The following is a 14,246-nucleotide window of genomic DNA, read 5'->3' as shown; positions in this document are numbered from 1 at the left end:
ATGAATTTCCTCCTGCCCTTGCTGGCCCTGCTGCCGCTGCCCGAAGCGGCACCCAGCCGCCCGGCCGCCCCGGCCCCTAAGTATCCCGTGGCTGCCATTCCGGCGGCCCTGCGCGAGGGCGCGCACGCCGTGCTGCGCGCTGATGACGAGGTGGTGACCGTAAAATCGGCCAGCCGGCTGGTGCACAGCATTCACTACGTGGTGACGGTGCTCGACCAGGCTGGCGACGACTTTGGCTTGCTCACCACGCCGTATGATGCGCTGACGTCCATCAGCTACCTGCGCGGGGCCGTGTACGATGCCGATGGCAAGCTGCTGCACGCCCTGCGCAGCACCGAAATCCGCGACCAGGGCATGGGCGGCCGCGACGGCAGCCTGATGAGCGACGCCCGCGTGCGCTTCGCCGACCTGCGCCAGCCCCAAACGCCTTATACCGTGGAGTTCGACTACGAAACGGTGTCCGACAACACCTTGTTTTATCCCAGTTGGGCCCCGCAGGCGGAAGAAGGCCTGGCCGTGGAAAGCGCCAGCCTGCGCGTGAGCACGCCCGGCAGCCTGCCCCTGCGCTACCAGGAGCGGCAGTGGACCGGCCCCGCCCTCAGCCACAGCGCCGTCGACGGCCAGGAAGTGTACGAGTGGAAACTGGCCAACCGGCCTTCGCTGGAAGAGGAAGAGCTGGCCCCTCCCCTGCGCTATACCACGCCGATGGTGGCCCTGGCGCCCGGCATCTTCGAGGTGCAGGGCCACAAGGGCAATGCCAGCACTTGGCAGGGCCTGGGCCAGTGGAGCTACGACCTGAACGCCAACCGCGACCAGCTGCCGCCCGCCACCGTGGCCAAAGTGGCGGCCCTAGTGCAGGGCGCCCCCGACGTGCGCACCCGCGTGCAGCGGGTGTACGAAATGCTGCAGAGCAGCACCCGCTACATCTCCATTCAGCTGGGCATTGGCGGCTGGCAGACTTTCCCGGCCAGCTCGGTGGCCACCAATGGCTACGGCGACTGCAAAGCCCTCAGCAACTACACTATGGCGCTACTGAACGCTGCCGGCGTGCCGGCCTACGTGGCCCTAGTGGGCGCCGGCCGTCACCACGCCGACCTGCGCCCCGACTTCCCCAGCCTGCAGTTCAACCACGCCATCATCTGCGTGCCGATGACGGCTCCCAAGGCCGACACGCTGTGGCTGGAATGCACCAGCCAGACTGAGGCCTTCGGCTACATGAGCAGCTTTACCGGCAACCGCCACGCGCTGCTGGTGACGCCCCGGGGCGGCCAGTTGGTGAGCACCCCGCACTACGACGCCCGCCACAACCGCCTGGAGCGCCGCCTCGATTTGTTTCTGGATGCCACGGGCGGCGCCACCGCTACCGCCCGCACCCTGCGCACCGGCCTGGAGCAGGACCAGTACGCCAGCCTGCTGCACGACCTGGCCCCCGCCGAGCAGAAAAAATACGTGACCGAGCACCTTCGGCTGCCCACCTTCACGCTCACCAAATTCAACCTGGCGGCGGCCAGCACCCCGACCGCCCCGGCCGTGGTCGAAAACCTGGGCCTGACGCTGCCGGGCTTCGCACCGCCCACCGGCAAGCGCGCCTTCGTCAACCCTAACCTGCTGAGCCGCCTGCCCGCGCTACCCGCCCTCATCGGCGAGCGCCAGGCCGAGCTGTGGCTGCCCACCGCCAGCCTGCACACCGACACCGTGCGCCTGCACCTGCCCGCCGGCTTCAGGCCCGAGGCCCTGCCCACGGCCGTAAAATTCAGCACCGACTACGGCACGTATTCCAATAATTTTCAGGCCTTGCCCGATGGCACGGTGCAGTACATCCGCCGTGTAGATCTGAAGCGCGCCCACCTGCCCCGCACGGCCTACACCGGTTATGTGGATTTCCGCCGCAAAATCAGCATCGCCGACAAGGCGCAGGTGGTGCTGGTGAAGACGGAGAGCTAGCCGGTACCAGTCCGCCGAAACCGCTCAGCATGACGGCTCCGCGTTCAGCACAACGTTCTTTTTTAATCTTGCATTAACCCCAGCTCTGGGAAACATCCCATTTCCCTGTCCGTTTTTTTCTGCCCGCAGGCGGGAACGACTTCTAAAAGGTGGGAGTTTGGGCCAAACCGACGATGCTTTTTTGGTATTGGTCTAATTTAGGCGGCTAGCTGGCAGTCAGCCGGTTTCTTTGTTTGAGTGCTGGCGGCAAGCCGCTAAACCCGGCCGGATTTCTGTAAAAATCCTTACTTTTAGAGCTTTCCTAACGCAAACCTCCACTTTTTTCATTTCTCCTTATGTTTCAAACCCTACCTGTGATGCGGCGCTCCTGGCAGCGGCTGGCGGTGGCCGGCCTGCTGAGCGTAGCCGCTCCGCTGGGGGCTTCGGCACAAAAGGTACTGTGGGCCAACAATCCCGACGTACCTACCGAGGCATCCAAATTTACGGCCGCGCTGAGCAGCTACCGTGCCATTGAGGTGAACATGGCGGCCATGCGGACGGCCCTGCTGCCGGCCCCGGCCGAGCAGGGCGCGGGCGCCCGCAATTCTAACGTGGTGATTTCGCTGCCACTGCCCGAGGGCGGCTCGCAGCGCTTCCGCGTGACGCAGGTACCGGTGATGGCCCCTGCCCTGGCAGCTAAGTTTCCGGAAATCAAAACTTACCAGGCCCAGGGGGTAGACGACCCGTCGGCCGTGGCCCGCCTCGACGTGAGCTCGCTGGGCTTCCACGCCATGGTTATCAGCCCCACGCGCACGTTCTACATCGACCCGGCCCTGCGCTACGGCGACGATGTGCACCACCTGGTGTTCAACAAAAACGCCATGAACACGAAGGTGGTGGGCTTCCGCTGCTTCAACGATGAGAGCATGAACGTGGCGACGCCCGGCGTACCCGGCACCGCTGCCCCCGCAGGCCTGCAACGCCAGTCCAACGGCACCCAGTTGCGCACCTTCCGCCTGGCGCTGTCGAACACGCCGGAGTACGCCCGCACCAAGGGCAACACCGCCGCTGGCGTCATTGCCGGCAAAGTAGCGTCGATTAACCGCGTGAGTGGGGTGTACGAGCTGGAAATTGCCTGCCGCCTGGTGCTGATACCTAATAATGACCAGCTCACCTTCCTGAGCGGTACCGGTACTCAGCCTTCGCCGACTTACACCGACGCCAGCGGCCCGCTGATGCTGGACCAGAACCAGCAAAACGTGGACCGCATCATTGGCAACGCCAACTACGATATTGGCCACGTATTTAGCACCGGCGGCGGCGGCATTGCCCAGCGGCCTTCGGTGTGCGTGAACTCGGGCAAGGCCCGGGGCGTAACCGGCTTGCCCAACCCAGTGGGCGACGCGTTTGATATTGACTTTGTGGCGCACGAAATCGGCCACCAGTTCAACGGCAACCACACTTTTCACGCCTCGAACGCCGGCAACTGCGTGGGTGGAAGCTTCACGCCGCCCAACTCGAACCCCACCCGCGCCACAACGGCCGCCTACGAGCCCGGCAGCGGCGTTACCATCATGGCCTACGCGGGCATCTGCTCGCCGGAAGACATTGCCGACAACAGTATCCCATATTTCCACTCGAAGAGCTTCGACGAAATTCTGTCGCACCTTACCAGCAGCCAGGGCAACTGCGCCGTGACGACGCCGACCAACAACGGCGTGCCGGTGCCCGAAGCCGGTGCCAACTACATCATCCCCCGGAGCACGCCCTTCGTGCTGACGGGCTCGGGCACTGACCCCAACGGTGACCCGCTGACCTACATGTGGGAGCAGTTTGACCTGGGCACCGTGCTGACCACGGTGAGCAACCCTCAGGGCGACGCGCCGATTTTCCGCGACTTCGTGCCCACGACGTCGCCCACGCGCTACTTCCCCCGCCTGAGTGACCTGGTGAATAATACCACCAACATCGGCGAGCGACTGCCTACCTACGCCCGCAACCTCAACTTCCGCTTCGTGGCCCGCGACAACCGCGTGGGCGGCGGTGCCGTGGACTACGACGCCATGAGCATGCAGGTGGTGGGCACGGCTGGTCCGTTCCTCGTCACGCTGCCCAACACCAGCAGCATTGTGTGGCAAGCCGGCGCTCCGGCCCAGGTAACCTGGGATGTGGCCAACACCACTGCCGCGCCCATCAACGCGGCCAACGTGGACATTCTGCTTTCGAACGATGGGGGCTTCACCTACCCCATCACCCTGGCCACGGCCGTGCCGAATGATGGCTCGGAAACCATCACGGTGCCCCTGACGGCACCCACTACCAACACCGCCCGCGTGATGGTGCGCGCCAATGGCAACGTCTTCTTCGACATCTCGAACCAAAACTTCCGCGTGGTGGGCAACTCGGGCCCGACCTTCTTCCTGGCGCCGGCGGCTACTCCTGCCACCCTCAGCGCCTGCCCCGGCGCCTCGGCCAGCACCACGATTTCGGTGGGTCAGATTACGGGCTTCACCGGCACGGTGGCCCTGAGTGCCAACAACCTGCCCGCTGGCATCAACGTGACGTATGGCACGCCCAGCGTGACGGTAGGCAGCACCCCCGGCACCTCGACGGTGACCGTGAACGTGGCCGCCTCCACCGCCCCCGGCACCTATGCGCTGACCCTGTCGGGCACCAGCGGCAGCGTCACGCAGGTACAAACCCTGAGCTTCGTGGTGCAGCCGGCCGCTACCGGCACGGCCTCAGCCACCTCGCCCAACTCGCAGGGGGGAATCCCCACCAGCTACCGGCCGCGCTTTGTGTGGTCGGCCGTGGCCAATGCCACGGGCTACGAGCTGCAGGTGGCCACCGACAACACCTTTGCCGCTGGCACCCTGGTGCTGGGCACGCCCATCACCGTGACCACCAACAACTACACGCCCACCGCAAACCTGAACCCCACCACTACTTACTACTGGCGCGTGCGGGCCCTCAGCCCCTGCGCGACGGCGCCGTTCTCGGCCGTGCAAACTTTCCGTACCGGCATCCAGACCTGCGTGCCGACAGTGGCCACCAACGTGCCCCGTCCCATTTTCCTGACGGCGGGCGTGACAGCTAACTCGGTAACGACCATCGCCAGTACCGAGCGGGTGGGCGAAGTGCGCCTGCGCAACCTGGCCGTTACGCACTCGGCCGTGGAAGAGGTGGAAGTAACCCTTATCAACCCGCAGGGCGTTAGCGTGGTGGTGATTCCGCGCGGCACCTGCCCCGGCACCGCCGACATCAACCTGAGCTTCGACGACCTGGCCACGGCGGCTATTTCCTGCCCCCTCACCAGCAACGCCACCGTGCGCCCGGCCAACCCGCTGAACGCTCTGACGGGCAGCCCTGCCAACGGCAACTGGACCCTGTCGGTGTCGGACAACATGGCGGGCAACGGGGGCCGCATCACGGCCTGGACGCTGGAGCTGTGCCTGGTAGGCGAAGTACCGGCCGCCCCCTCGTCGCTGACGGTTATTGACGCGGGCCGCGCCAACAACACTACCACCCTGCAGTCCATCTGGACGATGCCCGGCACCGGCGGCGTACCCACGTACTATGAAATTCAACGCTCGCCCAACAACAACCAGAATTTTACGCTGCTGAACACCCTGCAAGTGCCAGCTCAGGCGCAGATTTCGGGCGGTATCTACGAAGACGTGCTGTACACAAGCGGCCAGTATTTCTACCGCGTGCGGGCCTGCAACACCAACGGCTGCTCAGAATGGACCAACGAGGCCGTAGGCCTCAGCGCCCAGCAGTCGGCCCAGCAGCTGGGTGTAGCGGTGTACCCCAACCCCAGTACCGGCACCTTCAACCTGAGCATCGACAACAGCCAGCGCGGCGCCGTGGCCCTGCGCGTGACCGATGCCCTGGGCCGCACCGTGGCGCAGGAGCAGCTCAGCAAGAATGGCACCGTGCTCCAGCACTCGCTCGACCTGGGCAAGCTGGCTACCGGCGTGTATCAGTTGCACCTCACCCTGCCCCAGGGCACGGTGGTGCAGCGCCTGCTGAAAAACTAAGCACCTCGGCTTAGCGCACCGCAAAAAGGCGGCTCCCGGTAGCGGGGGCCGCCTTTTTTTGTGGCAGATGCTGCTAGCGGCTCACGATTAGCGTTTGCTTCCTCCGGCCTGCTGTTTTTCTTTCGGGAAGTCACGTTTCCTACCCGCAGCTGCGACGGCTAAATCAGAGTTGGCAACTCTACAAACATAACCACTGCCACAAGGGCGCTCAACGGTCGTATACTGATAGTCTGCAGCCTAACGCACCTTACTCACTAACAATAAACCTACCTTCCAGGCAGAAAAAAACCGGCCAGAAGCCGGTTTCTTTCTATAGTGTATGCAACACTAAACCCTCGTTCGCCCGCACTTAAGCGGCTCGTTGAGGATTATTTCTAACCGCGCACCGGACGGTGCGCGTTATGCCTCTCACAACCTTCCTGCATTCACGCTGCACCCTTGGCGGCTCAGCAGCTGCTCTTGGACGTTAAGCTTAAATCACTCTAAACGACAATCCTTTATGGCTGCGGACCCACTGCGGCCCGGCCCACGCACACCTGAGTTGCAGCAGTACCAGACTGTAGCTGCGTAGCTCCGAACATTGCTTGCTTACTAAAGCCGCCACCCACAAACACGTTACCGCCCGGCGTCAGGGCCATGGCATTGGTTTCGTCCGTACCCGAGCCGCCGCCAGCCGTAAGGCCCAGCCAGTTGCCCTGCCGGCTAATGTAACCCACAAACACATCCTGCTGGCCGCGGCTGCTAAGTCGGAAGGCGCCCCCCTGAATGCTGCGGCTAAAGGTGCCGGCAATGTAAATCCGGCCCGTCTTATCGAGCGCAATGCCAACGATGCTCTCCAGGTAGTCGCTGGCCAGGGGAGCCACCCATTGCCACGCGCCCGTATCGTCCAGCTTGGCCACGAAGCCGTCGTCGCTGGCATTGCTGTTGAGCTTCGTAGGCCCGAACTGTGCCATCCCCCAGAAGGAGCCCGTCACGAACACGCCGCCGGCCGGGTCCGCCGCCAGCCCTTTGCCGTAGGCAGTGTTGGTGGCGGTAGCGGCCGTGGCCCATTGCCACCGCCCGCCGCTGCTCAGCTTGGCCACGAAGGCATCGTCCATCCCCTGCCCGGTTAGCAGATTACTGCCGAAAGCTACGGTATTACTAAAATAACCGGTGGCATAAATGTCGCCGGCGGCATTAACTGCCAAGGCACTAACCTCGTCATTTTCTTCGCCTCCCGCCCCGATGCCCCATTGCCACGTGCCCGTGCGCGTGAGGCGAGCCACGAAGGCATCGCTGCTGCCCTTGCTCACTAGCTGGCTGGTGCCGAAAGCGACCGTGTCGGTAAACCGTCCGCCTACCACTAGGTCGCCGGCGCTGCCAACGGCCAGGGCACTGGCCCGGTCCTGGCCCGGTCCGCCAGCCGCCGTGGCCCATTGCCATTTGCCCAGCGGACTTATCTGGGCCACAAACACATCCATGTCGCCTTGGCTGGTGAGCACGCTGGCGCCGAAGCGGGCCTGGCTGCTAAAGCTGCCACTAACAAAAATCCGGCCCGTCGCATCGATTACTATACCCGTCGCGTTGTCGCTGTCGGCGCTACCCGCCGCCACGGCCCACTCCCAGCTACCGCCCGGCGAGAGCTTGGCTACGAACACATCGCTACGCCCCTGGCTAACCAGCGAGGTAGCGCCAAACTGAATGGCACCCGTAAAAAATCCTACTTCGTAGGAATTGCCGGCCCCATCCACAGCCATGCTTTTTAGCTGGCCCACGCCGCTGCCGTTCGATTGAGCAGCCCATTGCCAGTTGGGGCTTTGGCTGCGCGCTGGCAGGGCCAGCAGCCAGCAGCAAAGCAGCATCCAATAGGCGAATGTGCTTTTAGTCTGACCGAAGCCGATAGAATGGAGGCTGCGTCGGCCTAAAGGCTCCAGGTGGCGAGGGCTGGAGATGAGCGCCAGAAGTGTACCGGATGAATTCATAGGTAGAAGGGATAATTGTTAGCACAAAATTATCCCTGTCCCTCGCGGTCATCCCTAAAAAGTACTACCCTAAATGCGGTAGTCGCCTGCCTTTTCCGTCAACTTAACGCAGGGTTCGGCGCTAGCGTGGCCCGAATGGCCCGCAGGTCTCCTTCATCAAGCGGTTTGTGGATGATGCCGCTCACCAGCTGGTGGGTGTTAGCGCGGGCGGTGTCGGCCAGGGCCAGCGACGACGTAAGCAAGTATATCCGGCACTGGCTTAGCACCTGCGCCGCGTAGGGCTCCAGAGCGGCCAGAAATTCCCAGCCATCCATGACGGGCATGTTCAGGTCCAGAAAGATAACCTGTGGCGGGTGGCTGGCCAGCTGCGCGACCAGCGCAGCCAGGGCTTCTTCGGCCGTGCTGAAGGCCCTGATTTGCTGGGCAAAGTCCTCCAGAATCAGGGTTTGCTCGGTGAGATAGAGGCTGATATCGTCTTCGTCGATGAGGTAGACTAGCATAGCAGGGCTTACTGTTGGTCGAGGTGGATAGTGAAACAGGTGCCGAAGTTCACTTCGCTGATTACCTCAATCTTGCCGCCCATGGCTTCCACGTGGGCCTTCACCAGAAACAGGCCGATGCCGCGCCCACGCTGGTTGGTGTGAAAGCGCTTATAGAGCTGAAATACTTCGGAGCCAGCCTTATACATATCGAAACCCGAGCCATTGTCGGTAAAAACAATGGTGGGGCCACCGTGCGCGCCCAGAGTGGCCGTGATGTCGACCTTCAGGTTGCGCTCGGCGGCGCGGTACTTGATGGAATTGGACAGCAGGTTGTAAAATATGCTGTAGAGGTAAGCCCGGTTGCCACGCGTGACCAGGCCCTTGCTAATGCTGATATTGACCTGGCCCTGGCACTGCTGCAGCAACTCTTTAAGGTCGCAAAGCACTTGCTTACAAACGCTTTCCAGCACCAGCGGCTCCACTTCCAGCACATCCTTTTCGTCCTGAATGGAGAGGACCGTATTCAGGTCCTGCAGCACGGCGTCGGCTTGCACCATGCTCAGGCGCAGGTTGGTGAGAGTGACGCCGAAGGCTTCACTGTTTTTGTCGACCCGGGTTAGCACCGTGGCCAGCCCCAGCGCATTGGCCAGGGGGGCGCGCAGGTTGTGCGAGATGACATAGGTAAACTGCTGCAGGTCACGATTATGCCGGTACAGGTTCTGGGCTATTTTGGCCTGGCTGGCCTCAATTTCTTTGCGGTAGGTCACGTTCTGCTGGATGGCCACAAACTGCCTCAGCTCCCCATCCTCATCAAAAATGGGGGTGATGTCCATCGCCACCCATAGTTTCTGCCCCGACTTCTTGTAATTCAGAATGGTAACTGAAAACGCAGTTTGCCGCTTCAGGCGCTCGCGAATGTGCGCCACGGTGGTGGGGTCGGTTTCGGGCCCTTGCAGCATCGAGCCCGGCGAGCGGCCCAACAGCTCGGCCAGGGTATAGCCGGTGTGCCTGGTAAAGGCATCGTTCACCCATTCGGTGCGGCCGCGCGCGTCGGTGATGATGACGCCGCTGTCGATGCCGCGCACTACCTGCGCCAGCATTTGCAGCTGATGGTCAGCCGCCAGCCGGGCGCTGATATCCGTAAACTGGACCGACAGCCCCCCGGCAAACGGTCGGGCCTTCACTTCCATCCAACGCTTTCCATTGGCAAAGTGCGCATCGAAGCGCACCGTTTGGCCGGTATCGAGGGCCTGCTGGTAGTGCTGCTGGTAGCGCTGCTGCAGGCTGCCCCCGGCTTCGGGAAAGAAATCCCACAGGCTCTGGCCCAGCGCGCCCTCCCGGCTGATGTTGAGCAGCTGCTCGGCGGCGCTGTTGATATACGTCAGGCGCCACGTCTTATCCAGGGCAACAAACGCGTCATCAATGCTTTCTAACAGGGCGTTGAGTTGCGCATGCTGTTGCTTTAGGCTGTGCTGGGTCATTACTGTTTCGGTTTCTTGCTGCGTGGTACCCAGTTTCTGGCAATAAGTATAACACGAAATAAATGGCGGACCATCGAAGGGCCTCCAGCCGAGGCGGCTAATGGTAGCGTAAAATTCCAGCTTTTAATTCTGCTACTGCCCCAAATAGCCTACCCTATATGCGGGTGGTAGCCGGGACCTTTACGGGCCAGCGGCGCCCGGCTACTCCAGCGGCTGCAGGGCGGGCTCCTCGCTGCTGACGGCTTGCGCGGGCAGCGCCACGGTAAACGTAGCCCCCACGTTGGGCTGGCTCTGCACCGTGATGGTGCCGCCGGCGTTTTCCACGATGCGCTTGACCATGTAGAGCCCCACGCCCGAGCCCTGCACGTGATAATGCAGACGCTGGAACAGGCCGAAAAGCTTGCCTTGCTGCGCAGCACTCATTCCCAGGCCATTGTCCTCCACTTCCAGAATGGTGGTGGTACCGTGCCGGCGGCACCGCACCACCACCGCGGGCGGACGGTCGGGGTGCCGGTACTTGATGCTATTGCTGACCAGGTTATACAGGATGCTCCGCAAGTGCTTGGGTGCGAAGGCCACCTCGGGGCACTGGCTTACCTCTACCGTGAGCTGGACGGCCGCGGCGCGGAGCTGCGGCGTCAGGTCGAGGCAAATGTCGTCGAGCAGGGCCGCCAGGTCGATGGTTTCGGCGTGCGGGGCCTGCGACTTCTGCAGCCGGATGATATCGGTGAGCTGGTGAATGGTGCCCATGAAGCGGTCCACGGACGTTTTCATCAGACCCAGAATGTGCGCGATGGCCGTGGCTTGCCGCACTTCGGGGGGCAGCTGGCGGTGGAGCAGCGTCAGCAGGCCATCGATGTTGGTGATGGGCGCCCGCAGGTCGTGCGAGGCCGTGTAAATGAAGGTATCGAGGTCGGCGTTGGTGCGCGTGAGCAGCTTGTTATTTTCCAGCAGGGCGGCGTTGGCCTGGGCCAGCTGCTCGCGCTGGCTGTCGGCCAGCTGTTTGGCCTGCAGCAGCTCCAGCTCGTACTGCCGCCGGGCGGTGATGTCGAACATGGTGAGGCGCGCCACCAGCGGCGAGCCGTCGGTGTCGCGCAGCAGGGTGGCATTGAGCAGCACCGCCTGGGTGGTGCCGTTTTTGCGGCGCAGCTCGTAGCTCAGCTCCCGCACGTAGCCCTGCAGCAGCAGCAGCGGCATGCCATGCAGCTCGAAGTGCAGCGCGCCCCCCATGGTCAGGAGCTGCTGCAGGCCCTGGCGGGCCACCAGCTCCTCGCGGGTGTAGCCCAGCCAGTCGAGCAGCGTCTGGTTGAGCTTCACCAGCGTGCCGTCGGGCAGGCAGGAACAGTAGCCGCACGGCGCCTGCTCGTATAGCTCTTCGGCGTTTTGCTGGGTCAGGCGCAGGTCGTGGCCGGCGGGGGCGCCGTCCTCGGGTTCAGCGTTCATGTAGGTAGATGGGAGGTCGGTCGCAGGTAGGCGCGTATGGCCGCAATGGTGGCCTGCGGCGCACTGAGGTGCGGGCAGTGGCCGGTAGTATCCAGCACCACGAGGTCGCTGTCGGGCAGCTGCTCGTGCATGTAGTAGCCTACGGCCAGCGGGGCAATGAGGTCGCGCGCGCTCTGCAGAATCAGGCTAGGGGTGCGCACGTGCGGCAGGTCGGCGCGGTTGTCGCTCCGAAAGGTGACGTCGGCAAAGTGCCGGGCAATGTCGGGGTTGGTGCGGCAAAAGCTATTAGCCAGCTCAGCGGCCAGCGCGGGCTGGTCAGGGTTGGCCATCACTACGGGCGCAAACGCGGCCGTCCAGCCCAGGTAGTTAATATCCATTGCCCCGAGCAGGTCGTCAATATCGTGCGGCTCGAACCCGCCCGTGTAGGGGCCTTCGTTGAGGTAGTAGGGCGAAGGCGCCACCAGCACGAGCCGGGCAAACCGCGCCGGCTCGCGGATGGCCGCCAGCACCCCAATCATGGCACTCACCGAATGGCCCACAAACACGACCTCGTGCAGGTGCAGGGTCTGGAGCACTTCGCACACGTCTTCGGCATGGGCGGCCAGGGTGGCGTAGCGCGCCGGCTGGTAGGCCGCCAGGTCGGAGCCGCCGGCGCCCACCAAATCAAGCAGTACCACCTGGTACTGCGCCTCAAAGGCCGGGGCCACCAGCCGCCACATATGCTGGTCGCAGCCAAAGCCATGCACAAATACCATAGCCTGCCCCCCCGTGCCCGACACGCTGACGTGATGCCGCTTCAAAGTATTCATAATCGAATTATCCAGCTAATGGATAATAAAAGGTACGCAACTGCTGTTAAAAGGCGGGCTTCAGCCGCCGCCGGCGGGGAAAGCTACTGCCGCGCAGACGCTAGCAGGGCTGCGGCACCCGTAGCACCTCAATCACCCGGGGGAGCTGCTGGCGCTGCTGCTTCTCCAATTTCTTCTGCTCCTGCAAAAGCTGCTGCTCGGCCTGCCGGGCCATGCGCTGATCAATGTGCAGCCGGGCCAGGGCGGGCGTTTGAAATTTCAGCAGCGGCACCCGCCAGCGCCAGGGCAGGTCGGTCCATTCTTTGAGAAACTGCCACCTTGACCAGAATGAACACCAGACCTTGCGACGCTCTTCCACGGCATAGGGCAGGGGGTGCGTCAGGGGCTCTACCTGAACAATTCGAAACTCATTCATGGGATGAAAATTTAGTGCGGTTGGTGGTGAAAATAAAGTAGAAGCAGGAGGCCACCCGGCCCGGCACTGCCAACGCACCGGGCGGGCGACAGCTGGACCGGCAGCCACTGGGCGGGCTGCGTAGTAACCTACTTATGGTGGCTATGGCTTGGCGCAGCCGGCCCCGCGCCGAGGGGCTACAGGCAGGCAGCGGCAGCCGGCAGGGGGCGTGAGCGGCGCGGGGCCTAAAACCTGGCAAATAGCAGAGCAGCTACTATCAACACCTGGTTTTCAGCCAAAGCGCCGGAACCGCCGTATGCCAGCGTGGCACAGCTCATGATGTGCCGGGCAGCGAGGGCGGGGCTCAGAAACGGGCCAGCAGCAGCACAGTCAGGAGTAGCAGCAGAAACAGGCTCCACACCCTGGCCGAAAGCCGTTGTTGGTGCGTCTGGGAGGGCAGCGGAGGCGGCAAGGAGGACGCAGGAGCAGGTTTCATAGCAAGACAGGTAGAGGTTGGCAACACACAAAATTACTGGCGCTGCTGCCGGCCGTTCAAAAAAAGCCTACCTTAAATGCGGTAGACGCGGTGGTTTTATCCGCGGCTGTTTTTGGGTCGGGCAACGCCTGCTGCCGCTCGCACTATCATTTTGGCGGCCGGCTGCCTTATCCGGCACAAGCTATTACCGGCCAGCCGGCTGCCCCAAACGCCCGCCCGGGCAGACGAGGCCGCCGCTCCGGCTCCGGCCCCGGCGCAAGGCGGCGAGCGGGGCCACGGCGCGGCAGGTTACCAGTGCCCGCCCGGCCGGCATGACCCGCAAATAGGGTAGGCGTTTGGTATCAGTGGTTTTTTAGGCGCCCCTACTTTTGCATACTGCCAGTAGTTGGACGTATCAAAGCGCTGGCTGAGCCGCCATACGACGCTGGCGCTGCGGAATAGCGCCCTGATTATTACTACGATTTATTTTATTTTTATAATAATAGAGAATACATGCAGAAATTATCATTAGGCATCGTCGAAGACAATGTTTTCACGGCCGAAATGCTTCGCACGTATTTTTCGGAGGCAGAGGAAATCGGGCGGCTGCTGGTGGCCGATTCCATTGAGGACTTGCTGGCCCAGCTGGAAGACGCACTGGTGCCGCAGGTGCTGCTGCTCGATATTGGCCTGCCCGGCCTGAGCGGCACCGAGGCCCTGCCCCTGCTCAAGCAGCGCTACCCCGCCCTGGAGGTTATCATGCTCACGGCCTACGACGACATTGAGCACATCTACCAGGCCCTGTGCTGCGGGGCCACCGGCTACCTCACCAAATCGACGCCCCTGGCCCAGCTTAAGGAGGCCGTGCTGGAGGTGGCCCGCGGCGGGGCCCCCATGAGCCGCGCCGTGGGCCGCAAGGTGCTGGCCCACTTCCGGCCCACCCCCACCACCCACCCCGACCTGCTCACGCCCCGCGAGCAGCAGGTGCTGCAGGGCATCGTCGATGGGCTGTCGGACAAGGAAATTGCCACCCGCCTCGACCTGGCCACGCTCACCATCCGCACCCACGTCAAGCACGTGTACCGCAAGCTGCACGTCAACAGCCGGGCGCAGTTGCTCAGCCAGCACCTGCGGGGCACCATCTGAGGCGGGGCAGCCCCGGCGGACGGGGCCGGGGCTGCCAACCCGCCGCCAAGAAGCCAGGGGGCCCGCCAGCAGCGCCGCCAACTGACTGGGTA

The 14,246-nt window shown here is 63.2% G+C and carries 10 protein-coding genes; 3 read left to right on the top strand and 7 right to left on the bottom strand.

Translation table 11 applies throughout. From position 1 onward, the window contains the following. Both Q5H93_RS05045 and Q5H93_RS05040 read left to right on the top strand, forming a co-directional pair. Positions 1 to 1,944, top strand: coding sequence for a DUF3857 domain-containing transglutaminase family protein (locus Q5H93_RS05045; protein WP_305005408.1), 1,944 nt, complete (start codon positions 1 to 3; stop codon positions 1,942 to 1,944). Between the two features lie 335 nt (positions 1,945 to 2,279). Beyond that, complete coding sequence (locus tag Q5H93_RS05040) at positions 2,280 to 5,963, top strand: reprolysin-like metallopeptidase (protein ID WP_305005407.1); 3,684 nt, start codon at positions 2,280 to 2,282, stop codon at positions 5,961 to 5,963. A 497-nt stretch (positions 5,964 to 6,460) separates the two neighbouring features. On the opposite strand, the gene Q5H93_RS05035 is transcribed toward Q5H93_RS05040, so the two are convergent. From Q5H93_RS05035 to Q5H93_RS05005, 7 genes are all read right to left on the bottom strand, one after another. Next, positions 6,461 to 7,804, bottom strand: a complete 1,344-nt coding sequence (locus tag Q5H93_RS05035) for an NHL repeat-containing protein (protein WP_305005406.1) — start codon at positions 7,802 to 7,804, stop codon at positions 6,461 to 6,463. A 218-nt stretch (positions 7,805 to 8,022) separates the two neighbouring features. After that, a complete protein-coding gene (locus tag Q5H93_RS05030; protein ID WP_305005405.1) occupies positions 8,023 to 8,424 on the bottom strand; it encodes a response regulator in 402 nt (133 codons plus the stop codon). Between the two features lie 8 nt (positions 8,425 to 8,432). Then, positions 8,433 to 9,887, bottom strand: a complete 1,455-nt coding sequence (locus tag Q5H93_RS05025) for a sensor histidine kinase (protein ID WP_305005404.1) — start codon at positions 9,885 to 9,887, stop codon at positions 8,433 to 8,435. A gap of 201 nt (positions 9,888 to 10,088) precedes the next feature. Next, positions 10,089 to 11,330: a sensor histidine kinase gene (locus tag Q5H93_RS05020; RefSeq protein WP_305005403.1), complete on the bottom strand. Its 1,242-nt coding sequence runs from the start codon at positions 11,328 to 11,330 to the stop codon at positions 10,089 to 10,091. After that, entirely contained in the window at positions 11,327 to 12,139 is an 813-nt protein-coding gene (locus tag Q5H93_RS05015; protein ID WP_305005402.1) for an alpha/beta fold hydrolase, read from the bottom strand. Before Q5H93_RS05015 ends, Q5H93_RS05020 begins: the two co-directional genes overlap by 4 nt. Positions 12,140 to 12,239: 100 nt before the next feature. Then, positions 12,240 to 12,554 carry a hypothetical protein gene (locus Q5H93_RS05010; RefSeq protein WP_305005401.1) on the bottom strand — a complete coding sequence of 105 codons (315 nt, stop codon included), beginning with the start codon at positions 12,552 to 12,554 and terminating at the stop codon, positions 12,240 to 12,242. Positions 12,555 to 12,897: 343 nt separating this feature from the next. Then, positions 12,898 to 13,029 (bottom strand): hypothetical protein, encoded by a 132-nt coding sequence (locus tag Q5H93_RS05005; RefSeq protein ID WP_305005400.1) that lies wholly within the window; start codon positions 13,027 to 13,029, stop codon positions 12,898 to 12,900. Positions 13,030 to 13,521: 492 nt separating this feature from the next. On the opposite strand from Q5H93_RS05005, the gene Q5H93_RS05000 reads away from it, so the two are divergent. Beyond that, positions 13,522 to 14,154 carry a response regulator gene (locus Q5H93_RS05000; RefSeq protein ID WP_305005399.1) on the top strand — a complete coding sequence of 211 codons (633 nt, stop codon included), beginning with the start codon at positions 13,522 to 13,524 and terminating at the stop codon, positions 14,152 to 14,154. Positions 14,155 to 14,246 lie beyond the last annotated feature (92 nt).

Source organism: Hymenobacter aranciens (assembly GCF_030580865.1).
Classification (GTDB): domain Bacteria; phylum Bacteroidota; class Bacteroidia; order Cytophagales; family Hymenobacteraceae; genus Hymenobacter; species Hymenobacter aranciens.
This window is presented reverse-complemented; position numbering and strand designations above follow the sequence as displayed.

What these genes read in the sequence shown, in the direction of transcription:
- Q5H93_RS05035 (WP_305005406.1), bottom strand. Translation starts at nt 7,804, where the DNA reads ATGCTGCTTTGCTGCTGGCTGCTGGCCCTGCCAGCGCGCAGCCAAAGC.
- Q5H93_RS05030 (WP_305005405.1), bottom strand. Translation starts at nt 8,424, where the DNA reads ATGCTAGTCTACCTCATCGACGAAGACGATATCAGCCTCTATCTCACC.
- Q5H93_RS05010 (WP_305005401.1), bottom strand. Translation starts at nt 12,554, where the DNA reads ATGAATGAGTTTCGAATTGTTCAGGTAGAGCCCCTGACGCACCCCCTG.
- Q5H93_RS05005 (WP_305005400.1), bottom strand. Translation starts at nt 13,029, where the DNA reads ATGAAACCTGCTCCTGCGTCCTCCTTGCCGCCTCCGCTGCCCTCCCAG.
- Q5H93_RS05040 (WP_305005407.1), top strand. Translation starts at nt 2,280, where the DNA reads ATGTTTCAAACCCTACCTGTGATGCGGCGCTCCTGGCAGCGGCTGGCG.
- Q5H93_RS05000 (WP_305005399.1), top strand. Translation starts at nt 13,522, where the DNA reads ATGCAGAAATTATCATTAGGCATCGTCGAAGACAATGTTTTCACGGCC.
- Q5H93_RS05020 (WP_305005403.1), bottom strand. Translation starts at nt 11,330, where the DNA reads ATGAACGCTGAACCCGAGGACGGCGCCCCCGCCGGCCACGACCTGCGC.
- Q5H93_RS05025 (WP_305005404.1), bottom strand. Translation starts at nt 9,887, where the DNA reads ATGACCCAGCACAGCCTAAAGCAACAGCATGCGCAACTCAACGCCCTG.
- Q5H93_RS05015 (WP_305005402.1), bottom strand. Translation starts at nt 12,139, where the DNA reads ATGAATACTTTGAAGCGGCATCACGTCAGCGTGTCGGGCACGGGGGGG.
- Q5H93_RS05045 (WP_305005408.1), top strand. Translation starts at nt 1, where the DNA reads ATGAATTTCCTCCTGCCCTTGCTGGCCCTGCTGCCGCTGCCCGAAGCG.